The sequence below is a fragment of the Trichococcus flocculiformis genome (assembly GCF_963662535.1).
In the GTDB taxonomy this organism is placed as follows: Bacteria; Bacillota; Bacilli; order Lactobacillales; family Aerococcaceae; genus Trichococcus; species Trichococcus flocculiformis.
In genome coordinates, this window is the sequence record NZ_OY759718.1 from 1,113,698 (window position 1) to 1,139,157 (window position 25,460).

The following is a 25,460-nucleotide window of genomic DNA, read 5'->3' on the forward strand; positions in this document are numbered from 1 at the left end:
AAGTTATAAATTAACCCGTTCCCACGGCCATCTCCTGAGAGAATCCAGCCATAATGGATTCCATCGTTAGCTCGAATGTACTTTTAGGAGGAGTGATTTAGTATGAAGAATAGAATGATGCTTGTGACGTTATTCACCTTGATTATTTTTGCGGGCTGCACCGACACAATGGAATCGGGCCTGGATTCAGCAAAAAGCAACCAAGAGAGCACTTCTCAAGCCAACAGCAAACCGGAAACAGATACAGAAACCGCAACCTCAAAGGAAAAACAGCTGCTGACTTTCACTGATGAAGCGATTGAAGATTATGTGCGTAAATTGATCGGCAAAGAAGAGGGAGACCTGACTGCGAGCGATGTCGAATCGGTCGATGCGCTCTATTTGGGCAATAAGGATATCAACAGCATCAGCGGAATCGAACATTTTACGAATCTGCGGATACTGCATTTGAATGATACTCAAATAAATGACATCAGCGCGCTAGCCGGTTTGACGCAACTGGAATATTTGGATGTCAGCCGCACCCAAATACAGGACATCACGGCTTTAACGGATTTGACTAAGCTAAAGACCCTTTATCTCAACAACAACCAACTGGATGACATCACAGCATTAGCCGAATTGAAGAAGCTTGAGGTGCTCTATTTGAACGATACTGCAGTCAGCGATATCCGTCCGTTATCCGGCTTGACTGGCCTGCAGTCGCTGAAGCTGCGCAATACCGAAGTCGAAGAGGTCGGCGTCTTGGCTGGCATAAATCAGTTGCGCTATCTGAGTCTAGGGAATACGCAAGTCAAAGACATCACAGCTCTATCCGTCTTGACGCAACTGACCGTCTTGGAACTGGATAACACACCCATCCGTGACGTCGGAGCTGCAGCAGATTTGACGCAGTTGATGGAGTTGAACCTGAGTGGGACTGAAATAGCCGATGTCAGCGCCTTGGCGGGTCTCGGTAATATGCTGACGTTGTATTTGAGCGGCACTGAAATAAGCGACCTTTCGCCATTGGCAGGATTGGCGAGGCTGACGCACTTGGAATTGAACGCCACAAAAGTCGAAACTATCGGCAGCTTAGCTGGACTGACCGGCCTGACGCACCTCGAAATCAGTGGATCGCAAGTGAATGACATCACCGCCTTGGCCGACCTGGCGGAATTGGTCTACCTCGATCTGTCCGAAAATCGGATCACCACCATCGACAGCCTGGCCAGTCTCAGCCAAATCCGGCATTTGAATCTGTCCGGAAATCAAATAAACGATGCTACTGCCTTGGCGGATTTGGCAGAGTTGTGGTACCTCGATGTGAAGAATAATCCGATCAGCGACACGACCCCTTTGCTGGGCTTGGCCAAGTTGGGGAAACTGCATATCAGTAAAACGGACATCAATGCCGACGAACAAGCCATGCTGCAAAATGCTCTTCCAAATTGCGACATCAGTTGGTATGAAGAGTGAGCCAGCGTGCCGACCAGCCGAAGTACCCCACCTGATCTGCACAGCTCCGGCGAGGGCCCGCTCACCGGAGGACAGGAGTGATTCGAGGGATCCTACTCCCGCGAGCATCGTCTTCTCGGAGCAGGAGGTTCATATGCTGGCCCACCTCCGGCGAAGCCTGTGTTTATCGGTGAAAATCAATGATCGTTAACCGGTCGCTGATGATTAACCGTGCATCGGCACAATAGGTTTGCAAGCGACTTTACTATCTGGTCTGGTTCATCTAAAATGTAATAAACGCCAACAATTATTTTATAGTTGAGTTTCAGAAAAAGGAGAACGAATAATGCGATCAGAAAAAAGAAACAAGAACGGTTTGAAAATATTCATCAGTATCCTTGCAATTCTGGTGATCAGCATCCTTGGGTACATCTACTCGATTTATGCAAACGTGAAAGACACGATAGATACAGCTTATACACCGGTCGAAGTCGAGACTTTCCGGACGACAAATAGCGGGAGCGTAAATGACTCTTCGGCAGGAAAAGAAGAAGGCAGCCGAGCCGATGCCGGCGCCTTGACCCCTTCGCAACTTCTGGAAGCGGGCGAACCGGTTTCCATCCTGTTGCTGGGAGTCGATACCGGTGACTTGGGCCGTACGGAACAAGGCCGCTCCGACTCGATGGTGGTTGTTACAATCAATCCGCACACCCAAAAGACGACCTTGTTGAGTATCCCACGCGATACCTACACTGAAATCGTCGGTTACGGCACTTCGGACAAAATCAACCATGCCTATGCATTTGGAGGCACCGCGATGTCGATCAATACCGTCCAGCAGATGTTGGACATCCCCATCGATTTCTATGTGATGGTCAATATGGCCGGCATCCAAGAAATCGTCGATGCGGTCGGTGGCATCACTGTCGAGAGCCCACTTGCCTTCAACCAGAACGGCCATGATTTCGTCGTAGGAACCAATCAACTGGATGGCGAAGCCGCGCTGGAATTCGCCCGCATGCGCTATGAAGATCCGGCCGGTGATACCGGTCGCCAAGGCAGACAACGCCTAGTCATCGAAGGCGTCATCCGCAAATTGGCAACACCGGAAACGTTGCTGAATTATCAGAATATTCTGCAGTCGCTTTCTGCCAATATGCAGACGAGTTTCCAACTGTCCGATTTCTACACGCTCCAAAACAAAAAATATCTCGGCGCGGTAGATAATATCGCGCAGCAACAACTCGGCGGCACCGGTGGGATGATGAACGATATCTACTACAATTTTGTCGACGACACCGAACTGACGCGCGTACATGATCTACTGCAGGCCGAATTGGAATTGGAATAGACAGGCGGCAAGGCTGACAAATGGCCAGTGGATATTGAGCGGGGGGTACCTCTGAAAGGAGGGAAGGTAGATGAATAAACGGATGGCCATGCTGCTGCCGTTTCTGATGCTGGTGTTTCTCAATAGCCAAATGCCTCATTTTGTCCAGTGGATCGAAATAACGCAACTTCGGCTGGAATCCATTGGGGGTGTAACATTGTCGGTCAACAACGCCCAACAGTCCTACGTCCAGCTAGAAGAATCGGAAGTCAGTATCGAGGATTTCCCGAAGCGTGAGACGGAAAAAGACGATACCGAAAGAATTCAGCGGGCGGTCGACTATTGCATCGAAAATGATAAGGACCTTTTCTTTCCAAACGGAAGCTCCTACATCCTCCGGTCGGTAAACGTTGAGGCAGGACTGCGGCTCGTGGGCTATGGGGCAACTTTCATCTTGGCAGACGATCAACCCAAATTTACCAGGATGTTCACAACCCAATATCGGCAATGGGAAAATTCGGAGGACTCCGATTATCTGATTTTTGAAGGCATGACCTTTGATGGGAATGCCTGGAAACAGGGGGACTTCTTAAACTACGAGAAAGAGCAACAATTCGGGATCTTGTTTGCTGGTTCGACAGCAGAAGACGGTATGTTACGGGGGAAAGTCCTAAACTGTACGTTCCAGAATTGGTGTGCGGATGGTGTGCATATTTATACAAATGCTTCTGTGGAAATCACCGGCTGTTCCGCAATCAATTGTTTCCGTGGTGGCATCGTCGCCAGCGGAACCCCTACAAATATCACCATAACGGATTATCACGCTGAAAAAGGGCAGTTCGGTAAAGCAATCGATATTGAAATTGATACCGAGCCTCCCGGCAAAACGAACCTGACCATTGAGCGGATGCTGGCCTACAGCGACGTCGACTTGGGGACACAAGAGGGGTCCGTTGTAAAGATGACCGATTCGACAGTCATCGGTGGTACGACGGTGATTTACGGTTTCAAAAACAACATCACAGTCGAGCGCTCGACGCTCGGCAATGTGGAAGTGATGAACGCCACCGACTGTACGTTCAACAACGTAACCTTCGCAGTCACTCCTAGCATAACAAAAGATGTGAATGGCGTTATGGTGCACGTTATCGATATTTTCGATGACCTGCCGAAGGACGCTTACCAAACGACTTTCAATGACTGCATTTTCGAGCGTGCAGATGCGGGGGATTTTCTGAAGAATGCGAAGGAAGTCGTCGCCTTGAATGGCTATTATGGTAAACTGACGCTCAACGACTGCACGTTCAGCAGCGGTTTTACGACTGGCTACTTTAACTTCGGGGTGGCCGAAAGTTACTTGAACGATGTATATTTCGACACAGAAACCGCGGTATCGATGCAGCCGCTCTCTTGGGCGCGGATCGACAAGTTCGTGCTTGATGATGTTTCGTACGGCGAGAGTGTGACGACGCCGTTCCGTTTCCTGGATTATATGAATACAAAACCTTACGCGACGGTCACGTTCAAGAATATGGTGTTGGACAGTTCGCAAGCCGGCTATGCCGGCGCCGATCAGATCGGGACGACGAAAATCGTCAGTGATCGCTTGATTTATGTCGGCGAGGATCCTACAGAAGCGGATGTTCCGGCATTTAAAGGGGATACCGCCAGACTTTATGCACCGGTTTCGGGTTCGCCTTCGGAATGGGTCGCCGTCACCAGCGATCCGATTGCGGCAGAGTGGAAAGTGATCGAATGAGGGAAGCAAGAATGCTAAGAGAAAAAAATACAGCCTGGCAACATCCGATCTGATGTCGCCAGGCTGTATTTTTATCTTATTGTCGACTGAACGCAAACCGTAGGGAAAGGAATAACCGACGAATTCCACATTTGTCGGCTGTTCCTTTTTATCCTTTAACATTCAATGCTTCAGCCTCAGCGGATCGCGCGCATGCCGAGCAGTTCGACGTCGCAGGCCAAATGACCGGCAGAAACGGTTTGTTCATACATCAGATCGGTGGACAGATATTTCTTGTTATCGTCGGCAAAGACGGTCGCGACGACGGCATCCTTATTCCCCAGCAGATCCTGAGCCTTCAGAACACCCAAAAAATTAGCGCCCGAGGAGATGCCGACGCCGAGTCCAAGTGTACGCGCGAGTTTGCGGGACATGTTGATGGCGTCGCAATCATCGATCGACAGAATGTTGTCCAGCTGGTCCAGTTTGACGATGGCAGGCACAAATTCGTCACCGATGCCGAAAATTCTGTGCGGACCGATCATTTTTCCGCAAGTCGCCAACGTTGGGGAAGAGGCGGGATCAAGCGGAAACGCCAGACAGTCCGGGTAGTTTTCCTGCAGAATCTGCTTCACGCCCATCAGCGTTCCACCAGTACCGACGCCAGCGACGAAGCCTTGTGGCCTTTTGCCGAAAGCCGCTAGTTGAGCCAGAATTTCTTTCCCGGTTGTCGCGTAGTGGGCGGCGCAGTTTTCGGGATTGGAGAATTGATGGGGCAGAAATGCGCCTTCGGTTTCGCCCATCCGATCAGCCAGGGCGATCGAACCGGTGAAGCCACCTTCCGCCTTGGAAACGAGCCGGATTGTCGCGCCGAAGCTCTCAATCAGATTGATCCGCTCCTTGCTCATCCAGTCGGGCATGAAAATCGTGACCGGATTGCCCAGATAGGCACCGACTGCAGCAAAAGCGATGCCGGTGTTGCCGCTGGTCGCCTCGGCAATCGGCATGCCTTCAGTGATGGCGCCTATTTCGTAGGCCTGACGGAGGATGTGGTAGGCGACACGGTCTTTGATGCTGCCGGAGTAATTGTAGTATTCGGCCTTTGCGTAAACGATCCGCGGTTCGCCTTTGTAAAGCAGGGAAATTTCCAGCAGTGGAGTGTGGCCGATCAGCGCCGCCAAACCATCAAATTTTGCGGATATTTCTTTATTTATCGTCATGGTCAAAAACCTCCCATGTCTTTGTCAGGTCGCTCTTTATCTCCATTCTACTCCGATTGTCAAGGAATGGCTAATGCCAGCAAATTAAAAAAGACGAAATCTTTTTTATAAAAATGCTTGACTTTATTTCTGAAAGGGTTTACTATTCATATCAAGAGGAACCGGTTTCACCAATGCGAAAAACCAGCTCCTTATCATTTTAGAACAAAGGGGAACCGGTTCCGAAAAGAGATGAAACACAGTCATTATTGCACTTATTCTTAGGCACAGCTCATCAAAGCAAAGGAAAGAGGGAGAAAAAAATGGATTACAAAAAGATTGCAGAAGAATTGTTGACGGATATCGGCGGAAAAGACAATGTACAGGCAGCGACGCACTGTGCGACACGACTACGCTTAGTTTTGAGGGATGAAAGCAAGGTTGATCAAACGGGATTGGATGCACGCGACGAAGTCAAAGGGACTTTCTCAACAGCCGGTCAATATCAAATCATTCTTGGTTCCGGAACCGTCAATGAAGTCTACAAAGAATTCATCAAAATGGCCGGAATCGACGCCATGAGTAAGGAAGAAGTCAAAACAGCCGGCACGCAAAAACTGAACCCGATTCAACAGGGCGTCAAGATGCTTTCGGACATCTTCGTGCCGATCATCCCGGCCATCGTAGCCTGTGGTTTGATGATGGGATTGAACAACGTCTTCACAGCACAGGATCTGTTCGTTACCGGGAAATCACTGATTGAAGCGTATCCTTCTATTGAAGGATTTGCAGCGATGATCAACACATTCTCCAATGCGGCATATGTCTTCCTGCCAGTTCTGATCGGTTTCAGCGCAACCCAGAAATTCGGCGGCAACCCTTACTTGGGAGCTGTTTTGGGAATGCTGATGGTCCACCCGGATCTTGTCAATGCCTACGCTTATCCAGCCGCTTTGGCTGCGGGAGAAGTGCCTTTCTGGGATATCTTCGGATTCGAAATCGCGAAAGTCGGTTACCAAGGTACCGTCCTGCCGATCTTGTTCGCGGCTTTCATCTTGGCTAAAATCGAAACATTCCTGCACAAACGTGTGCATACATCATTGGATAACTTGGTCACACCGTTGTTCGCCTTGGTCATCACAGGGTTCCTGACTTTCACATTGGTAGGACCATTGATGCGCACGCTCGGCGACGCGATGACAAACAGCCTAGTCTGGTTGTATGACACAACGGGTGCCATCGGCGGAGGGATCATCGGTTTCTTCTACGCGCCACTGGTCGTTACCGGTATGCACCACAGCTTTATCGCTGTTGAAACGCAATTGTTGGCCGATATCGCCAAAACAGGCGGTACGTTCATCTTCCCGATCGCCGCTATGTCAAACGTGTCTCAAGGTGCTGCTGCATTGGCGATGTTCTTCATCATCAAAGAGCAAAAAGCGAAAAGCTTGGCATCCGCATCCGCCATCTCTGCTTACTTGGGGATCACTGAGCCTGCCATGTTCGGTATCAACCTGAAATTCCGCTACCCGTTCTACGCAGCGATGATCGGTTCCGGTATCAGCAGCGCGTTCATCTCTTTCTTCAATGTCAAAGCGATCGCAATGGGCGCAGCCGGCTTGCCGGGTGTCATCTCGATCAAACAAGAAGAATTGTGGTTCTACGTCCTGGGCATGCTGATCGCGACAGTCGTGACAATCACAATGACTTTCTTCTTCAGCAAACGCGACTGGACGAAAAAAGCATAGAAAAGCAGTACAAGCCCGCTCTGCCTCGAAAGAAATTTAGGAAATCGGTCCACGCAACGTTCCCTACGGTCACCTTGTACTGGGGCTCTAAGGGATGAATCCCTAAGAGTCCCATGCAACTGAGCATTGTAGAGCGCAATAGGACCGATTTATCTAATTTCCGAGAGGCAGGCTTGGACTGCTAGACATAGGACTAATTTGACACGGAAAGGAATAAAACGATGAAAGAATGGACGCGCGAGGAGCGCTATAAACAAATCTCGGATTATTCCGACAACTATCTGGACGAATTGGCGAAAAGGGTAGCGCAGTCACCCTTCCGCCAAAACTACCATATCCAACCGAGCACCGGCCTTTTGAACGATCCGAACGGCTTCACTTATTTCGACGGCAAATGGCATCTTTTCTATCAATGGTTCCCGATGGGCGCGGTCCACGGCCTGAAGCACTGGTACCATCTGACTTCGACCGACCTCGTGCAATGGCAGGATGAGGGCGTCGCGCTGCTGCCTGATACCGAGTACGACAGCCACGGCGTCTATTCCGGCAGCGGCTTCGTCAAAGACGGACAGCTGCACATCATGTATACCGGCAATGTCCGCACGGAAAAATGGGAAAGGGTGCCGAACCAGATTGTTGCCCGCATGGAAGAAGACGGCAGCTTCACGAAGTTCCTGCCGCCTGCTATCGCCGGCAATCCGGAAGGCTACACCGACCACTTCCGCGATCCCAAAGTCTGGGAGCAGCACGGCATTTATTACACAGTCATCGGTGCCCAACGCAGCGACGAAACCGGCACAATCCTGATGTACCGCTCGGCCGATGCGGTGGAATGGGAATTGCTGGGCGAAGTCGACGCCGGCTTGCCGGAATTCGGCTTCATGTGGGAATGCCCGGACCTGTTCGAGATCGACGGCAAAACGGTATTATTGTTTTCGCCGCAAGGAATCGAACCGGAAGGCGACCGCTACCACAACATTTTCCAGACCGGTTATGTGATTGCTGATGATTTCCGGATGGATGAGCTGAAACTGGAGCATGATGGTTTCCGGGAACTGGATGCCGGATTCGATTTCTACGCCACCCAGACAGCCGAAAGCCCGGACGGCCGCCGCATCCTGACGGCCTGGATGGGATTGCCGGACGTCGCTTACCCGACCGACAGCGAAGACTGGGCGCACTGCCTGACATTGCCGCGCGAGTTGTCCATCAAGGATGGCAAACTGATCCAGCAACCGGTCCGCGAATTGGTTGCTTTGCGGAAAACGAAGACAGTTTCGGACGCCGGTTTATTGTCTGGTGAAAAGAGCATCGAGCGCAGTGGCGCAAACTGCTACGAACTCAAGCTGGATGTAGCATTTCCGGCGTCAGCCGACCACGCGCCGGTGACCTTGGATCTCTGCGAAGATGCGACCAACGACAAGCGTTTCCGCATCACTTTGGATCCGAATACGAATAAGATCACGATCGACCGTAGTCGCTGCGGCATTCCGTTCGCCGAAGACTTCGGCACGACCCGCAGCCTAGCGGTCGAACAGATGGAAAAGGTCAAGCTGCAGATTTTCGTCGACATCAGTTCGATCGAAATCTTCGTCAACGACGGCGAAGCTACCTTCACCTCCCGCGTATTCCCCGAAGCGGGAGAAACCGGCCTGTCGCTCGCGGCAGGCAGTACAATCGATTACAGCCTCGACCTTTGGGAATTGGCCTGAAGAAGCAGGATTTAACAGTTGAACGCACCACCCATTAGCTCTGTTAGCAGAGTAAGGGTGGTGCGTTTTTTGCGTTGGGGGCGGAGGACGAGAAAAACATTCCCGGCGCGCTGCCCGAATGGAAAAGCTCTCTTATTTCAACAAATATTTTTGAATAAATATGCATGGACAGGCTGGTTTTCGTTATACTAGAGAGGACAAAAACTTTAGGGGTGAATCCGTACGTGGTAGATATTGCCAAGTTATTTCAAGGTAAGGAATTAAGCGAATCAGATCAACAACTGTTGACCTACATCATCAGCAATATGGATACCGTTTTGCAAATGGGTGTTCGTCAGATTGCCAAAGAAAACTATACCTCACCGGCAAGCATTATCCGCTTGTCGAAAAAGCTCGGCTATACAGGCTTCATCGATCTCTATTATCACCTGTTGCCGCTTGTGAATGCTGAAACCGAGCTGACCGGAACTTCCGAAGATGAATTTTTTCAACTGGATCATGCGCTTGTTCTGCAACACAATGCAATAGGGGATATGGACGAGTTCATCGGAAAAGTATTGAGTTTGGATGGGAAATTTATTTTCATCTATGCTGCCGGTTTTTCCGCGATTGCAGCGGAATACCTCTACAAAAAACTCTTGCTTCTCGGGAAACAAGTCATTCTTGCAACAACGCTGGATTCCATCGGGGTATTGGAAAATAACCTGAAAAATATCGGAGCTTTCGTCGCCATTTCCAAATCAGGAGAGACGCAAAGTGTCATTGATAAGCTGGTGAAAGCCAAGAATGCGGGCATCTTTACCGTAGCTTTCACAAAAGAGACCCCTAACCGGCTTGGGGTATGCAGCGATCTGAATTTTAAAGTTACCGATCAACACAAGTTGGATGACAGGAACTTGTTGCCCAACACCTTCTTCCCATTTACGCTGTTGCTGGTGGAGTACCTGTTGAGCCGTTACCTGAAAGAAATCAATGAAGTGGATGAGCCAAAAGAATAGTCGGTGAAACGTGTTTCGTACTTGCGGAACACGTTTTTTACCGTTATGAAAGCCTTTTATTTCCGGACGATTCCCGCTACACTGTAGTCATATTAAAGAAATCATATTGGAGGGAAACAGATGAAAGAGAGAATCATGGATACCATGCAGAAATTTTCCAAAGCGATGTTCATTCCCGTTTTGATTTTGCCGATAGCCGGCATATTGATCGCGATAGGAAATCTCTTTACCAATGCGCGCTTGTTGGAAGTTCTGCCATTTTTGAATAACCCCATTACAACCGGATTCGGAACGATTTTGTCCGGATCACTCGTTTCCATTTTAGTGAATCTAGGCGTCATCTTCTGTGTCGGACTGGCAGTGGGATTAGCCAACAAGAAAAAATCCGAGGCTGGATTCATTGCTTTGCTGGGTTACCTTGTTTTCATAAATGCCATGAACCGTTTCATGGGTCTGCAAGGCATGCTTGTGGAAGGCAATCTGCAAGGAACAGGACAGACGATGGTACTGGGTGTTCAAGTCTTGGATATGGGTGTCTTCCTGGGGATATTCCTCGGAATCGTCACCGCAATCGTCCATAACCGCTACGCCGATAAAGAATTCAACAATGCGTTCCAAATTTATGGCGGCACCCGGTTTGTCTTTATCGTGTTGATTCCGGTAGTTGTGCTGCTGGGCATCCTGTTCACTTACATCTGGCCATTCTTCCAAGGCGGCATCAGCAGCTTAGGCGCTTTGATCAATCAAAGCGGCAACTTCGGCATCTTCCTGTATGGGACATTGGAACGGCTGCTCATCCCGACCGGACTGCACCACTTGGTCTACACGCCGTTCCTCTATACTGAACTGGGCGGAGTCGCTGAAGTCGCAGGCGAAATTTTTGAAGGGGCACGCAACATCTACTTCGCCGAAATCGCCAATGCGGACGGCGGCTTGCTGGCGCCGAGCGTCATCTGGGATGCGCGCGGCATTTCGAAAATGTTTGGACTGATCGGTGCATGCTTGGCGATGTACCATAAAGCAAGCCCTGAAAACAAAGCAAAAGCCCGTGCCATTCTGATTCCGGCAGCAGTCACTTCCTTTATCGCAGGTGTCACGGAGCCGATCGAGTTCTCGTTTATGTTCGTCGCACCGCTGTTGTTCATCGTTCATGCCGGTTTGAGTGGTTTGAGCATGGTCGTATTGAATATTTTGAATGTTCGGGCAATCGGTCCGAATGGTTTTATCGATTTTCTCTTGTACAATGTGCCGCTTGGGACAGAACGGACCGCGTGGCCGATGTACATTGTGGTCGGCTTGTTCTTCTTTGTGATCTATTACTTCTTGTTCCGTTTTTTGATCACGAAATTTGACTACAAGACGATTGGCCGCGAGGAGTCGGGGCAGGAAACAAAATTGTATTCGAAAAAGGATTATCAAGAGAAAAAAACCAAATCAGGAGAGCCCGCAAACGATTTGGGTCTGGCGCAGACGATCGTGGCTGCATTGGGCGGCGAGGAAAATATCGAGACCGTCACGAATTGCTACTCGCGCTTGCGACTCACTTTGACCGATCCTGAAAAAGTGAACGAAGGGATCTTAAAGAACGAGACCGGAGCCAGTGGCATCATCAGGAAAGGCCAGAATGTGCAAGTCGTATATGGGTTGCAGGTGAATGCGATCCGGAAATCGGTAGATACTGTGCTGAACAGAGCAACTGTTGAAGAATAATCTGAATTCAAAAAGTGAGGATGAATTGTTTATGAAGAAATTTTCTGTAGTCATTGCTGGTGGTGGCAGCACCTTTACACCAGGAATCGTGATGATGATGTTGGATAATATCGATCGTTTCCCGATGCGCGAATTGGTGCTGTACGACAACGATGGAGACCGTCAGGCGGTATTGGGCGAGGCTCTGGAAATCTTGTTGAAAGAACAGGCGCCCGATTTGAAGTTTTCGTACACAACTGATCCAGAAGAAGCGTTCACGGACAAAGATTTCTGTATGGCCCATATCCGTGTCGGCAAATACGAAATGCGCGAAAAGGACGAAAAAATCCCGTTGCATCATGGCGTAATCGGCCAGGAAACCTGCGGGCCAGGCGGTATTGCTTACGGCATGCGCAGCATCACTGGGATGCTGGAAATCATCGACCATATGGAAACCTATTCGCCGGATTGCTGGATGCTGAATTATTCCAATCCAGCTGCGATTGTGGCCGAAGCCTGCCGCGTCCTGCGTCCGAATTCGAAAGTCCTGAACATCTGTGATATGCCGGTGGGAACACTGCGCAGAATGTCCCAAATCATCGGAAAAGATCCGCAAGACCTGGAAGTCCGTTACTTTGGACTGAACCATTTTGGCTGGTGGACAAGCGTGAAAGACAAAGAAGGGCACGAGTATCTCGATCAGATCCGCGACTATGTGGCCGAGAACGGCTACTTGACCCAAGTGGAAGTCGACACGCAACATATGGATCAGAGTTGGCAGGAAACGCACAAGAAAGCGAAAGATCTGCTTGCCGTCAATCCGCGTTACCTGCCGAACACCTATCTGAAATATTATTTGTACCCGGATTATGAAGTGGCCCATTCCGATCGCGACTATACGCGTGCCAATGAAGTTATGAACGGCCGGGAAAAGGAAGTCTTTTCCGCTGCACGCAACATCATCGAAAAAGGAACAGCCAGTGATGGCGGATTCCATATCGACAGCCATGCCTCCTTCATCGTGGACTTGGCCCGCGCGATTGCGTTCAACACACATGAAAGAATGCTGATGATTGTGGAAAACAATGGTGCCATCGCCAATTTCCCTGATGATGCAATGGTGGAAGTGCCCTGCATCGTGGGGAATGACGGCCCGGAACCATTGGCTCAAGGGAAAATCCCAGCCTTTGAACAGGCCCTGATGTTCCAGCAAGTGACCGTCGAAAAACTGGTGGTGGAGGCTTATGTCGAACAGAGCTATCAAAAACTATGGCAAGCCTTGACGTTATCGAAAACGATCCCGAGCGCAAAAGTCGCCAAGGACATTCTGGATGACCTGATTGAAGCCAACAAGGACTACTGGCCGGAACTGCATTGATCGTAAATGAAGCCCACCTTTCTGGCGGGGCGAAAAACAGCACCTGAAAAATAACTGATTGAAAAAGGATTCCTGCTCATCAAGAGCCAGGGATCCTTTTTGCGTGCGATTATAATGATAAGCTGCGTGATTTAAACAAGATCGGAACCAAACAATCAGATATCCAGCCAATATCCGACAAATAAAACAAAAATAATTCCGAAATTGTCGAATATGGGGACCGCATTCGACAATTCGACAGCGATCACAACTAATGTTTGTATGTTGTATCGTATGTATGTCAACATAATGATTCTAATCCGAAGTTAATTTAAAAAAATTCAGATTCTTCACGGTTACCTTTGGAAAGCGCGTGTAACCGCATACTTTTTCGCGAAAAATTCACAAATAATTCATTTTTGATTTGCATATCCGCGCCATAACTGGATAATAGTGGATATAGCTTTGTGATGTAACGAAATTATCTTCAATTTATGTTTTCGGAATAAATGAAAATATAACACTATATTTGTACATTGCAGGGGCCCATAATCGGATTCGAGGATTTGATTCCCACTATCGATAGAATCCACGCATATAGCATCAAAAATTTGAGAGGAGCAATGCACTTGCCGAAAATAAAAATAGAGAACGTAACGAAAATTTTTGGAAAAAAAGCAGACAAGGCTCTGGAACTGCTTGAACAAAAGAAGAGCAAACAGGACATCCTGCGTGCCACTGGGGCGACAGTAGGGGTCAACAACGTCAGTCTTTCCATAGAAGAAGGGGAAATCTTCGTCATCATGGGTCTTTCCGGAAGCGGGAAGTCGACACTTGTGCGGATGTTCAACCGTCTGATCGAACCGACGAAGGGGAATATCCTGATCGATGGCGAAAATTTGTCGATCATGGATAAGAAGGCATTACGCCAAGTCCGTCGAGAAAAAATGAGTATGGTTTTCCAGAACTTCGGCTTATTCCCGCACCGCACGATTTTGGAGAACACCGAGTACGGACTCGAAGTGCAGGGCGTAGCAAAAGCCGAGCGCAAGGAAAGAGCGCAACAGGCTTTGGAAAATTCAGGCCTGGGCGATTACAGCGATCAGTATCCGCACCAATTGTCAGGTGGGATGCAGCAACGGGTCGGGTTGGCCCGTGCCTTGGCGAATGACCCGGAAATTCTATTGATGGACGAGGCCTTCTCGGCTTTGGATCCATTGATCCGTCGTGAGATGCAGGATGAACTGCTGGATCTGCAGGCAAATGTCAGCAAGACAATCATCTTCATCACCCATGATCTGAACGAAGCTTTGCGTATCGGGGATCGGATCGCGCTGCTGAAGGACGGGGAATTGGTCCAAATCGGTACGCCTGAGGAAATTTTGACCAATCCGGCAACGCGCTATGTAGAAAAATTCGTGGAGGACGTCGATCGTTCGAAAGTGTTGACTGCCGAACACATCATGAAGCGTCCGATCGTCATGAATATCGAAAAACACGGGCCGCTCTTCGCCTTGGAATTATTGCGCCAAGAAGGGATTTCGACGATCCTGGTGGTGGACAATCACCGCAGACTGAAAGGGTACATCACTGCCGAGGACGCTACGAAAGCGTTGAAAGCCAATGCTACGAAAGTGGATGGCATCCTCAGAGAAGATATCCCGACAGTCTCCAAAGATACTACCTTGAGCGATATTTTCCCGATCATCCATGATTCAAGCTCGCCGGTCGCTGTCATCGAAAACGACAGATTGGTGGGTGTTCTTGTCAGAGGCGCCGTCATAGCCGCTTTGGCAGGAGAAAGTGAGGTGTCCGTAAATGGATAATCTGTTAAATTTCATTCCTGAATTACCGGTTGCCGATTTTGCGGAATATGTCACGGACAAGACCGCTGACACGTTCAGTTTCCTGTTCGATCCGATCAAAGCGTCTTCGCAGACTTTGATTGATCTGATGACGTCAACGCTGACGGCCATCCCGGCTGTCATCCTGATTGCATTAGTGGCGCTACTGGCATTCTTTGCTTCAGGCAAAAAATTCGGCCTGGCCATTTTTTCTGTCGTCGGTCTCTGGTTTATCCACAATCAAGGCCTATGGGAAGACTTGATGTTCACCTTGACGCTGGTCTTGTTCTCGAGCTTGCTGTCCGTCCTGATCGGCGTGCCTTTCGGTATCCTGATGGCGAAAAGCAAAATCGCGAACAACATCATCAATCCGATCCTGGATTTCATGCAGACGATGCCGGCCTTTGTTTATCTGATTCCGGCTGTAGCCTTCTTCGGAATCGGGATGGTTCCCGGGGTGCTCGCATCACTTATTTTCGCGATCCCGCCGACCGTCCGCTTCACGAATCTGGGGATCAGACAAGTCTCCACCGAACTGGTTGAAGCAGCCGAATCATTCGGCAGTACCGGCGCGCAAAGGTTGTTCAAAGTCGAATTACCATTGGCGAAAGCCACAATCATGGCCGGCATCAACCAAACCGTTATGCTGTCCTTGTCGATGGTCGTGATCGCTTCGATGATCGGTGCCCCTGGCTTGGGCCGTAATGTCCTTTCCGCCTTGCAACGCGCCAAAATCGGTTCCGGTTTCGTATCCGGCTTGGCTTTGGTTGTACTTGCCATCATCATCGACCGTCTGACCCAGAAATTCAGCAAAAAGAGCGCCTCATAACACTGTTTAATGACGCAACGATTCCTGATTGCCAAACAAAAAGGAGAGAAACATAATATGACAAAAACAACAAAACATAACTGGAAACGCCTTGGACTTACTGCCGGATTGGGCTTAGGTGTCTCGCTGATCGCCGCTGGCTGCGGTGCAACAGAAGATACAGCATCCATGGAAGATACAGTCGGCAAAGGCCAGGAAATCGAACTGGCTTACGTCGAATGGGATGACGCAGTGGCCACAAACCATGTCGTTGCCCAAGTATTGGAAGATCTTGGTTACGATGTGACTTTGACTCCATTGGATAACGCCATCATGTGGGAAGCCGTCTCGACAGGCGAAGCCGATGCCATGCTGAGTGCGTGGCTGCCGGGAACGCATGCCGCGCAACTGGAAGAATACGGCGACAAGATGGTCGACCTGGGCGGAAACCTTGAAGGCGCGAAAATCGGTTTGGCCGTTCCTGCGTATATGGATGTCGACTCGATCGCAGATCTGACCGATCAAGCCGGCAAATCCATCACCGGAATCGAGCCAGGTGCCGGAATCGTAGCGGCCACTGAACGCGCCATCGCGGATTACTCGAACTTGAGCGATTGGGCAATCGAGACGTCCTCATCCGGCGCCATGACCGTCACACTCGGACAAGCGATCGAAAATGAAGAAGAGATCATCATCACAGCCTGGAACCCGCACTGGAAATTCTCGGCTTACGACCTGAAATACCTGGATGATCCCAACGGCATTTTCGGCGGCGAAGAGACCGTCCACACGATGGTGCGTGAGGGACTCGAAACCGACATGCCGGAAGCTTACCAAGTGCTGGATCAATTCCAATGGACCATCGAAGATGTCGAAGCATTGATGCTCCAAATCTATGAAGGCGAATCAGCTGAAGATGCTGCCGCAGCCTTCGTGGAAGCTAATCCGGATCTAGTCGCAGAATGGACTGCCGGCGTAGCTAAATAATGAATGTTGAACACTAATAGGAGTTGCTGCCTCGGACTGAGGCAGCAACTCCTTTTTTCGTACCGAAAGTGCGGCGGATGTCCGATTCATTGGGATTATCGGACAACTGTCGACCCGAACGTATGCCGAATGTCCGATTCATCAGCGTTATCGGACAACCTTCGATCCAAATGTGTTCAAAGCATAATAGTGAGACGCGAAAACCTGACAAACACATGGAACTCATTCATTTCACGCAAAAAATCGAAGACGCTCAGCATCCGCATGCTGAGCGTCTTCGATTTTTTTAGTTCTTTTGAACATTTTATCTTATTTTTTCGAGTACATTTCTTCATCCGCCAACACATTTCAAAACATCCTGCTGCTTACAGCAACAACCCCTGCAGGCCCGCGACCTCTTCCTCGTCAAGTCCGATACTCCGCAGATAATCCTCAACGCTACCGTACTTGTCCACAAATGCTTGATGGAATAACTCCATGATTTCCGGATAGGAGACATAAATGTTCAAGTGCTTATCCGGATCAAGCAGGCGCGGATCTTGTTTCATGTACGTGTATGAAACTTGATAGTCCGCAACGATTTCAGCCAGCGGAACGCCGTGCAGACTCAACAGCAGATAACTGATGACGCCGGTGCGGTCCTTACCGGCGCTGCAGTGAAAGACAAGCGGCCTATCCCAGCGTTCAAGAAAAATCCGGAACACTTTTGCCAGTTCATCTCCCGCCGAAAGATACTCGAGATAGCGATCACTCATGAAGTAGGGCGAAGAAGCCGATTGCGCCAACTCACTGCTGCGGCCGGCATCCGTTCTGCCGCTCAGATTCACGTTCACATAACGGCCTACCAAATCTGCATACGCATTCGGCTCGCGCACCAGTTCCTTCGGCGCCCGCAGATCGATGATCGTATCGATGCCCAGCGACTCCCATTTCTGACGGTCATGCTCAGTCGGCCCGAACAGCATACTCGACCGATAAACGCGCCCGTCCTTCAGAACCGCACCATCCGCCGCATTGTAGCCCCCGAGATCCCTAAAGTTTACAATTTCCTCAAAAAAATGATGTCTTCCCATATCAACGCCCACTTTCTGTGCTTATTGGTCCCCATCGTATCACAATTTTTATATACATTTAGTAAGCTTTACAATTTTTAACGTCAAATTAACCGGAAGTTTACAAACAATCCCTATACTTAAGAGAGTTCTTACTGAAAGGAGCGAATGAATCAAGCCATCATGACAAATACATATCTATCCACACCCCTGATGTGGAATCATTCGATAGAAGAAATATTCCGGACAGCGAAGGAACAGCGCATGGGATTGGAAATTTTCCATCAACAAATGGACTATCACGGCGTGGCGATCGAAGAATTGCAACGGCTCATCGTTGCTTACGAGCTGGAAGTTTTCGTGCATGCCTACAGCTGGGACCTGAATCTGTGCGCCTTGCAGGAATCGGTCCGTGCCGTTTCGGTCTTGGAAACGAAAAAGTCGATCGCTTTTGCTCATGCGCTGGGAGCGAAGGATGTCACCATCCACCCCGGACGACTGTCGATCGGCCTGGAAGAGACCGTTCACGACGGATATATGCATGCATCCATGAAAGAGCTGATGGCTTATGCCGATGAACGCAACCAGCCGATTTCCTTTGAAATCATGGAGCCGGTAGGAAAGGAATTCATTACCGATCGCCATGTTTTAGAACGCGTGGCTGGCGACCTCTGGGAACGGATGTACGTGACACTCGATGTGGCGCACTGCCGCGACGAGGAGATGGTGTTGGATCACCTCAATAAGCTGCCGCGTATCCGCAAATTGCACCTCAGCAACCGCACAGAAAGACAGTACCATACCCCATTAGGTGAAGGTGTGCTCGATTTTGGCAAGCTCTCGCCAGACATCTTGGCAAGCGGACTGCCGATCGTCATCGAAGGGATGGACCTCGGTTTGGAACGGAAAGTGCTCAAAAAAAATCTAACCTATCTCAAGGAGGAATTTTTCGATGAAATGGAACAAATGGATTTTTGCAGGAATGTCAGCTTTGACTTTAGCGGCTTGCGGTACAGCCGACACAACGGAATCGGTCGAGGATTCCGCGACTGATGCGGCATCAACTGAATCAGTTTCCGAAACGGCAGCCACCACGGATGCTTCCGGTTCGTTCACGCTGTACACTTCCCAACCGGAACAGGACATCGCGCTATTGGTCGAAGGCTTCAACGAGGTCTATCCGAACATCCAAGTGGAAGTCTTCCGCTCCGGTACTGAGGAAGTCCTTTCAAAAGTCATGGCCGAAAAGGAAACCGGCGACATCTTGGCGGATGCCTTGTTGGTTTCGGACAGCTTCACTTTCGAAGGATTGGCTGAGGAAGATTTGCTGCAGGCATATGAGTCGCCTGAGTTGGAAGCCATCCCTGCGGAATATATCGACGACGAAAATCTGTACGCCGGCACGAAAGTCATTGCCACAGGTATCGCGGTCAACACGGACAGGATCGACGCTTCCGGCATCACAGGCTACCAAAGTTTGACGGATGCGGCTTATGCAGACCAAGTCATGATTCCGAGCCCGCTTTATTCGGGAGCTGCTTCCTTGAACCTTTCCATCATCACTCAACAAGATGCGCTAGGTTGGGAATGGTATGAAGGCCTGAAGGAAAATGCCTTGTTTGTCGGCCAAGGAAACGGAACCGTCCGTGATGCATTGTTGAACGGCCAAGAAGGCATCGGCGTGCTGGTGGATTACATGGCGAACCGTGCCCGCATCGATGGCGCTCCGATCGCATTCATCTATCCGGAAGAGGGCGCGCTGTACGTGACCGAACCGATCGGCATCATCAATGGTGCTGATAACGCGGATATGGCGGAATTCTTTGTGGATTATATTCTCTCTGAAGAAGGCCAGACAGTGACATCAGAAATGGGGTACACACCTGTGCGTGAAGGCATTGCTGCTCCGGAAGGGCTGAAGGGCGTGGACGAAATCACTCCGATGGCATTTGACGAAGCCAAAGTTATGGAGACGCGCGAAGCCGATAAAGAGCAATTCGCAGAAATCTTCGGTCAATAATCGAAAGCAGTGCATAAAAACTGGAATGAATTGAGGGAAGAATGGGCCAGGACTAAAATCCCGGCCTTTTCCTTCCTTCTTTTTTTAAAGGAGAAATCATGTCGAAATTTTATCATTTCACCCATAAGATCCTGTTCTGGATCATCGGGTTGTTCGTGTTCCTGTTCCCGCTCTTCACGCTTTTCAAGATGGGTTTCGAGGTGGAAGGGGGCTTCGGGATCACGAACTTCACGGGCATCTTCGAATCGCCGCGGACGCTGCAGGCCATCGGAAACACGTTCATCATAGCCTTAGGGGCCACTGCGATATCAGTGGCGGTCGGGTTCCTTTACGCGCTGATCGTCGCCTATACGAACATCCGATTCAAGCGGCTGGTCGAATTACTGGTCATCTTGCCCTACATCATCCCGGGCTATGTCGTGACGCTGTCGTGGACGGCATTGTTCGCGGGGAACAGTCCAGTCAATACGTTTTTACGCGAAAACGGGCTTCCTGTCATCAACATGTATTCGCTCGGGGGAATCATTCTCGTCCTCGGCATCAGCAACGCGGCACTCGTGTATCTGAACATTGTCGACATTCTGCGTAAAGTCCCGCAGGAACAGGAATGGGCTTCGCGGATCGCAGGTTACCGCATGAAGGAAACGCTCCGGAACATCAACTTCCGGACTGTCCTGCCGGCGATCGTCAGTGGGATCATCTTGGCTTTCCTGAGCTCCATCGATAATTTCGCGATTACGGCAACACTCGGTTCGCCCGCAGGAATCACCGTTCTCAGCACCTACATCTACGAAAAAGCGATCGGTTTCGGCCCGGCGAGCTTCAACCAGGCCGCCGTGTTGTCAATTATCCTTTCCTTGATCGCTTTCGGCGGCATAGCGCTGCAGTGGTGGGTGCTGCGCAAATCGGTCATCATGGAAGCGGCCCGGCCCGACTACGAACCACGCATTCTGTTGGCAAAAGGCAAACGCCGCTTGGTCGAAATCCTATCCGTCACAACGATCATACTCGTGAACATTGTGCCTTTGTTGGTCATGTTCCTTTCATCTTTGCAAGTGGGCTACAGCCGCTCGCTCTTCGATATCAGTACCATGAAACTGGATAATTACCGCTTCATCCTGGAGACACCGAACATGTACAAAGGCTTCCTGACCAGTTTCGGATTGACTGTCGTTGCGATTCTGATCGGCATCCTCGTCAGCGTCTGGGTCATGTACTACAAGCAACGCCATGATCAAAGAGCTACCTTGCCGATCGAACTGGGAGCCGCATTGACCTATTCGACACCCGGCATCGTGCTGGCGTTGAGCATGATTTTCTATTGGAGCAAAGTTCCGAACGTCTACGGGACGATGCGGATCCTTTTGATCGCCTATGTGACCCGCTACATCCTGCTGCTTTTGCGCGGCAGCAACACGGCACTTTTGGGCGTCACAATCGAGCTGGAGGAGGCCGCATCCGTTTCTGGATCGAAGACTTTCGAGAAATGGCGCCGTATCATCATCCCCATCATCAAAAATCAAATTTTTTCGAGTTCCTTCCTCGTCTTCACTGGCGCATTCACCGAGCTGACGTTGTCCTCGCTCTTGGCTGCGGCCGATGCGAAGACGGTGGGGCTGACGATTTTCAATCTGCAGACCGGCGGCGACAACAATATCGCCCAAGCCTACTCTGTCATGCTGACACTCTTTATTCTCGCCATCGTCCTGATCCGCAATCACTTTGAACGGAGGAATCGAACCAATGACTGAACTGCACATCACCAACCTGTCCAAGCATTTCGGCACAGCCAAGGCACTGAACGACATCACGATCCAAGTGAAGGAGAATGAATTTATCGCTATCCTCGGCCCGTCCGGCTGCGGAAAAACCACGCTGCTGCGCTCTGTGGCAGGCTTTATCGACCCGACGGCCGGCAGCATTCGTTTCGGTGAACAAGCTTTTTTTGAAAATGAGGACACCATGCCGGTCGAAGATCGCCAGCTCGGAATGGTGTTCCAGCATTTCGCGCTCTGGCCGCACATGACCATCAAGGAGCACCTTGAATACCCGCTGAAAAGCTCGCAGAACAAGAAACGTTTCAACGAGGCGGTGCGCAAGGAAATGATACGGCAGGCGCTTCAGCTGGTCGAACTGGAAGGCTTTGAGGACCGCTATCCGAACGAGTTATCGGGAGGGCAGAAACAGCGCATTGCCTTGGCCCGTGCCATCGTTTCGCAGCCGAAGATGCTGCTGATGGATGAACCGCTGAGTGCCTTGGATGCGCACCTCAAGCAAGTGATGGTACAGGAAATCAAGCGTATCCATCGCGCTACCAAAGCAACGATCCTCTATGTGACGCACGATCAGAGCGAAGCCATGGCCCTTGCTGACCGGATCATCGTCATGAACCAAGGAAAGATCGAACAGATCGATACGCCGTACAATCTTTACCATTATCCGCAGACGCCGTTCGTCGCTAATTTCGTCAGCAAAGCCTTGCTGGTCAACGGCGAATGGCAAGGAGATCGTTTCCGCCCGGCTGAAGCAAACGCATTGAGCTGGCCAGGAACGGGAGTCGCCGATTATTTCAAAGCCAACCGCCTTTATCCGATCCGTCCTGAGGAACTCAGCTTCCAACCGGAAAACAAACAGCGTGGCGGATTGCGCGCCACAATCAAGGACAAACAGTTCCTCGGCCGCGAAACGCGCTACATTGTTTCCGCACTCGGCACAGAAATCGAAATCATCTCGCACTCTCCGCATGCAGCCGAAATGGATGAGGAAGTATACATCACGAAACACTGAAAAAAGCAGCCGCAAATGGCTGCTTTTTTTATGGCGTAATTTTGTGGCCGGTTATGGACATGCATAAAGAAAAGCATGAAAAGAAAACCCGCCAAAATACCGTTGGCGGGCTATCTTCGGCGTGTGGGGCTCGGAATTCCCCGCCAAAATTTGTTTGACGGGGAAAACGCGCCCGGCGCAGCCCCGAATAGCCCGCCAAATACTGTTTGGCGGGGAAACTCCCGCCCGATAAACCCGAAAATCCCTTCGCGCTCTGCGCGTAGCGATGAAACATTCAATCTGTCGGATGTCTAATTATTCAACGCTGCTGTCGCTTCGCACGATTCATCTCATCAAAGCAGTACCGTCATCAGAATGATGAACGGCACGATGGAAATGATTATGGAGTGCTTTTCATAGTGACCACAATCATTCCGGCGTATAATGGAAACAAGGAAACATAAGCCAGCATAACGGACCGAACCTTTTGCTTTGCGTAAGGAGGTTTTTTAAATGAAAAGAAAATTTGCTGTATTAGGTATGCTGACTGCAATCGCCGCACTTTTCGCGGCTTGCGGACTGGATGGGACAACTGCATCGGACGAATCAAGCAGCGTCGTCGCAAGCAGCCAAAGCGAAACAGTCGAATCAACCGTTGGAAGCGGCAGCGAAACCTCTGTGGAAGCCGACACCAGCATTCCCAGCACCCATTTGGCCGAGCCGTATTTCGCGATTTTTGCAAGCAAACAGTATGTGGCACAATACTATTACCAGGAATTCACTGGGGACCAGATCGAGGACCGATCGATGACAGTCGCCGTTGCCGGCGCTGATCAGGCCATCCGGATCAGCGGGGAGAATACGGACACAACGTATCTTACTTTGGACGGGCAAGCTTTTGCGGTCGACCACCTGGACCGGACGATCGCGAGGAATGAAAGTGCGGATTCCGCCGAAGAACCGGAAGACGACGGCATCATCGCAGCACCGCCCTTCAAGGACATCGGCAGCATCTATGTGGGCAGCTGGCAGGATGAAGATCTCATTTATGAAGAATACTACACCGCAAACGGCGACCGGATGTTCTACTATTTCGAAGGCAATGTCCTGAAACGAATCCGCTCAGCTTCCGGAGAAAATGAGTTCAATCTCGATGTTTTGGAAATAAGCGACAGGACTGCAACGGAATTTATTGAGTTGCCCGAAGATTATGAATGGCTGCCTTAAAGGAGCGTTCAGCCGCTGAATCCGTTAAACAGTTAAACAAATTGTCCTCCGGCGAGAAGCTCTTAACCGGGAGACAGCCAGGTAACCACGGCTCAACTTCGGTGAGCACTGTCTCGCCGGAGTTGAGCCATCCAAAATAGACCTTACCTCCGATGAGCGAAGCCTCACCGGAGAAAAATCCACGAACACTAGCTCCAACTCCGCTCAATCGCAATCTTGGAATCCTCCCCAAATCTACGAGAGAAGATGAATCCTTATGGAGAAACCAATCAAACTAATCAGCATCGTTTTTTTGCTCGCAGTACTCTTTGTCTGGCTTCACCAGTCGGATTACGCATTTCTGCGCGGGTGGCAGGCGAACGGGGATGAAACAGAAGCGATACCGGTCTACAACGGTGAATACCGGCTGATTTTCGATGAAAATTTCGATGAAAGCCCGCTCGATCCGGCCATCTGGAATGACCAATATTTGGCTTCCTGGACGCCGGACATGGAATCCGCGCGTGCCGTCTACGAGGTGGCGGATGGCAATCTGAATCTGATCATCCATGAGGATACCCAGCCGTGGAATCCCGAATTTGACGGGACGGTCCGCACATCCAGCGTAATGACCGGCAACCGGACCGGACTGCACGAATTTAAGGCTGATCTGGAGGTCCGCAACGATATCGAGCCATTCATGGGCTTCATTTCGCAATATGGTGTCTTCGAAATCCGCGCCAAAATGATGAACAGCCTCGGCAATATGTGCGCCTGGTGGCTCGTCGGAATCCAAGATACGCCGGAACAAGATGTGGAAGTGGACGTATTCGAAAATTCCCTGAACTTCGGCAATGTCGTCACGGCTTCTTTGTATGCGCACCGGGATCCGGCAGCGCGGGAGCAGCATTTCATTTATGATGTCGGCGAGGCCGATTTGAGCAATGAATTCCATCTCTACACTTTCGAATGGACTCCGGAAGGTTTCGTCTTTTATTTCGACGACGAAGAAATCGGGACGTTCCAAGCCGAGGTCGCCTATCCGATGATCTCCATCCTGTCGGCCTACGAAGGGCGGGAGAATTGGTGGGTCGGCCCGTTCGATCCGACTGCGCCGTATCCGAAAGTGTTCCAGGTCGACTACCTGAAAGTCTGGAAAAAGGTGCCGGACGAATTTGAACAAGTCGAAAAACTGAAGATCGTCTCCCAGGATGAAGCGACTTTCACAATGGCAGCCGGCCAGTATGCCATCGAACACGGCCAGCTCGTCGGTTTCCCGTCCTACGTCACGCTCCGCTACAACGACGGTACGGATACGCAGCAATGGGTCAAATGGGAAGAGCTGACGCCCGCCACTTTGGAAAAGCTTGAGAAGCCAGGGACTTTCAAATTGGAAGGGGAGATCATCGGCGTTCCGGAAGCCATCTTGGGGAACCGGAAAGCTACGGTACAAGTTGTTGTCGACTAATTGGATACCGAAAACCGCAAAACACCCGAGAGATTGCTCTTCTGTCGGGCGTTCGCCCAGGATGGTGACTCCTTTACCCGAGAGCGCCAGCCCGCCACATA

17 protein-coding genes and 1 pseudogene are annotated in these 25,460 nt (G+C 50.3%); 16 read left to right on the plus strand and 2 right to left on the minus strand.

Annotated elements, in window-relative coordinates:
- Positions 1–102: 102 nt before the first annotated feature.
- From ACKPCD_RS05560 to ACKPCD_RS05570, 3 genes are all read left to right on the plus strand, one after another.
- Positions 103–1,458, plus strand: coding sequence for a leucine-rich repeat domain-containing protein (locus ACKPCD_RS05560; RefSeq protein ID WP_321434265.1), 1,356 nt, complete (start codon positions 103–105; stop codon positions 1,456–1,458).
- Positions 1,459–1,783: 325 nt separating this feature from the next.
- Positions 1,784–2,788 carry an LCP family glycopolymer transferase gene (locus ACKPCD_RS05565; RefSeq protein ID WP_321434266.1) on the plus strand — a complete coding sequence of 335 codons (1,005 nt, stop codon included), beginning with the start codon at positions 1,784–1,786 and terminating at the stop codon, positions 2,786–2,788.
- A gap of 70 nt (positions 2,789–2,858) precedes the next feature.
- Positions 2,859–4,526 (plus strand): right-handed parallel beta-helix repeat-containing protein, encoded by a 1,668-nt coding sequence (locus tag ACKPCD_RS05570; protein ID WP_321434267.1) that lies wholly within the window; start codon positions 2,859–2,861, stop codon positions 4,524–4,526.
- A 176-nt stretch (positions 4,527–4,702) separates the two neighbouring features.
- On the opposite strand, the gene ACKPCD_RS05575 is transcribed toward ACKPCD_RS05570, so the two are convergent.
- Positions 4,703–5,725: a PLP-dependent cysteine synthase family protein gene (locus tag ACKPCD_RS05575; RefSeq protein ID WP_321434268.1), complete on the minus strand. Its 1,023-nt coding sequence runs from the start codon at positions 5,723–5,725 to the stop codon at positions 4,703–4,705.
- Positions 5,726–6,027: 302 nt separating this feature from the next.
- Here ACKPCD_RS05575 and ACKPCD_RS05580 point away from each other — a divergent pair, with 302 nt between their 5' ends.
- From ACKPCD_RS05580 to ACKPCD_RS05610, 7 genes and pseudogenes are all read left to right on the plus strand, one after another.
- A complete protein-coding gene (locus ACKPCD_RS05580) occupies positions 6,028–7,452 on the plus strand; it encodes a sucrose-specific PTS transporter subunit IIBC (RefSeq protein WP_276647590.1) in 1,425 nt (474 codons plus the stop codon).
- Between the two features lie 221 nt (positions 7,453–7,673).
- Positions 7,674–9,164 carry a glycoside hydrolase family 32 protein gene (locus ACKPCD_RS05585; RefSeq protein ID WP_321434269.1) on the plus strand — a complete coding sequence of 497 codons (1,491 nt, stop codon included), beginning with the start codon at positions 7,674–7,676 and terminating at the stop codon, positions 9,162–9,164.
- 224 nt (positions 9,165–9,388) lie between these two features.
- Positions 9,389–10,162 carry a MurR/RpiR family transcriptional regulator gene (locus tag ACKPCD_RS05590; RefSeq protein WP_321434270.1) on the plus strand — a complete coding sequence of 258 codons (774 nt, stop codon included), beginning with the start codon at positions 9,389–9,391 and terminating at the stop codon, positions 10,160–10,162.
- 120 nt (positions 10,163–10,282) lie between these two features.
- A complete protein-coding gene (locus ACKPCD_RS05595; protein ID WP_321434271.1) occupies positions 10,283–11,872 on the plus strand; it encodes a PTS transporter subunit EIIC in 1,590 nt (529 codons plus the stop codon).
- A 31-nt stretch (positions 11,873–11,903) separates the two neighbouring features.
- On the plus strand, positions 11,904–13,229 hold the full coding sequence (locus ACKPCD_RS05600; protein WP_321434272.1) for a 6-phospho-alpha-glucosidase: 1,326 nt from the start codon (positions 11,904–11,906) through the stop codon (positions 13,227–13,229).
- A gap of 602 nt (positions 13,230–13,831) precedes the next feature.
- Positions 13,832–15,034: a quaternary amine ABC transporter ATP-binding protein gene (locus ACKPCD_RS05605; RefSeq protein WP_407702682.1), complete on the plus strand. Its 1,203-nt coding sequence runs from the start codon at positions 13,832–13,834 to the stop codon at positions 15,032–15,034.
- Positions 15,027–16,847 (plus strand): annotated as a pseudogene (locus ACKPCD_RS05610) (ABC transporter permease/substrate binding protein). Before ACKPCD_RS05605 ends, ACKPCD_RS05610 begins: the two are co-directional and overlap by 8 nt.
- Before the next feature lie 365 nt (positions 16,848–17,212).
- On the opposite strand, the gene ACKPCD_RS05615 reads toward ACKPCD_RS05610, so the two are convergent.
- The gene (locus ACKPCD_RS05615; RefSeq protein WP_321434274.1) at positions 17,213–17,920 is read right to left on the minus strand and encodes a tyrosine-protein phosphatase; all 708 of its coding nucleotides are present in this window, start codon (positions 17,918–17,920) and stop codon (positions 17,213–17,215) included.
- Positions 17,921–18,082: 162 nt separating this feature from the next.
- On the opposite strand from ACKPCD_RS05615, the gene ACKPCD_RS05620 reads away from it, so the two are divergent.
- The 6 genes from ACKPCD_RS05620 (at position 18,083) to ACKPCD_RS05645 (ending at position 25,359) form a co-directional block, all read left to right on the plus strand.
- Entirely contained in the window at positions 18,083–18,952 is an 870-nt protein-coding gene (locus ACKPCD_RS05620; protein WP_321434275.1) for a sugar phosphate isomerase/epimerase family protein, read from the plus strand.
- Positions 18,852–19,919 carry an ABC transporter substrate-binding protein gene (locus ACKPCD_RS05625; RefSeq protein ID WP_321434276.1) on the plus strand — a complete coding sequence of 356 codons (1,068 nt, stop codon included), beginning with the start codon at positions 18,852–18,854 and terminating at the stop codon, positions 19,917–19,919. Before ACKPCD_RS05620 ends, ACKPCD_RS05625 begins: the two co-directional genes overlap by 101 nt.
- A 98-nt stretch (positions 19,920–20,017) precedes the next feature.
- Positions 20,018–21,670: an ABC transporter permease gene (locus ACKPCD_RS05630; protein WP_321434277.1), complete on the plus strand. Its 1,653-nt coding sequence runs from the start codon at positions 20,018–20,020 to the stop codon at positions 21,668–21,670.
- Positions 21,663–22,706 (plus strand): ABC transporter ATP-binding protein, encoded by a 1,044-nt coding sequence (locus tag ACKPCD_RS05635; protein WP_321434278.1) that lies wholly within the window; start codon positions 21,663–21,665, stop codon positions 22,704–22,706. Before ACKPCD_RS05630 ends, ACKPCD_RS05635 begins: the two co-directional genes overlap by 8 nt.
- A 492-nt stretch (positions 22,707–23,198) precedes the next feature.
- Positions 23,199–23,912: a hypothetical protein gene (locus tag ACKPCD_RS05640; RefSeq protein WP_321434279.1), complete on the plus strand. Its 714-nt coding sequence runs from the start codon at positions 23,199–23,201 to the stop codon at positions 23,910–23,912.
- Between the two features lie 256 nt (positions 23,913–24,168).
- A complete protein-coding gene (locus tag ACKPCD_RS05645; protein ID WP_321434280.1) occupies positions 24,169–25,359 on the plus strand; it encodes a family 16 glycosylhydrolase in 1,191 nt (396 codons plus the stop codon).
- Positions 25,360–25,460: the final 101 nt, after the last annotated feature.

Excerpts from the sequence above, each read along its gene's own strand:
- ACKPCD_RS05585 (WP_321434269.1), top strand. The coding sequence starts at position 7,674 with ATGAAAGAATGGACGCGCGAGGAGCGCTATAAACAAATCTCGGATTAT.
- ACKPCD_RS05565 (WP_321434266.1), top strand. The coding sequence starts at position 1,784 with ATGCGATCAGAAAAAAGAAACAAGAACGGTTTGAAAATATTCATCAGT.
- ACKPCD_RS05580 (WP_276647590.1), top strand. The coding sequence starts at position 6,028 with ATGGATTACAAAAAGATTGCAGAAGAATTGTTGACGGATATCGGCGGA.
- ACKPCD_RS05640 (WP_321434279.1), top strand. The coding sequence starts at position 23,199 with ATGAAAAGAAAATTTGCTGTATTAGGTATGCTGACTGCAATCGCCGCA.
- ACKPCD_RS05625 (WP_321434276.1), top strand. The coding sequence starts at position 18,852 with ATGAAATGGAACAAATGGATTTTTGCAGGAATGTCAGCTTTGACTTTA.
- ACKPCD_RS05595 (WP_321434271.1), top strand. The coding sequence starts at position 10,283 with ATGAAAGAGAGAATCATGGATACCATGCAGAAATTTTCCAAAGCGATG.
- ACKPCD_RS05570 (WP_321434267.1), top strand. The coding sequence starts at position 2,859 with ATGAATAAACGGATGGCCATGCTGCTGCCGTTTCTGATGCTGGTGTTT.
- ACKPCD_RS05575 (WP_321434268.1), bottom strand. The coding sequence starts at position 5,725 with ATGACGATAAATAAAGAAATATCCGCAAAATTTGATGGTTTGGCGGCG.
- ACKPCD_RS05635 (WP_321434278.1), top strand. The coding sequence starts at position 21,663 with ATGACTGAACTGCACATCACCAACCTGTCCAAGCATTTCGGCACAGCC.
- ACKPCD_RS05645 (WP_321434280.1), top strand. The coding sequence starts at position 24,169 with ATGGAGAAACCAATCAAACTAATCAGCATCGTTTTTTTGCTCGCAGTA.
- ACKPCD_RS05615 (WP_321434274.1), bottom strand. The coding sequence starts at position 17,920 with ATGGGAAGACATCATTTTTTTGAGGAAATTGTAAACTTTAGGGATCTC.
- ACKPCD_RS05620 (WP_321434275.1), top strand. The coding sequence starts at position 18,083 with ATGACAAATACATATCTATCCACACCCCTGATGTGGAATCATTCGATA.
- ACKPCD_RS05630 (WP_321434277.1), top strand. The coding sequence starts at position 20,018 with ATGTCGAAATTTTATCATTTCACCCATAAGATCCTGTTCTGGATCATC.
- ACKPCD_RS05605 (WP_407702682.1), top strand. The coding sequence starts at position 13,832 with ATGCACTTGCCGAAAATAAAAATAGAGAACGTAACGAAAATTTTTGGA.
- ACKPCD_RS05560 (WP_321434265.1), top strand. The coding sequence starts at position 103 with ATGAAGAATAGAATGATGCTTGTGACGTTATTCACCTTGATTATTTTT.
- ACKPCD_RS05600 (WP_321434272.1), top strand. The coding sequence starts at position 11,904 with ATGAAGAAATTTTCTGTAGTCATTGCTGGTGGTGGCAGCACCTTTACA.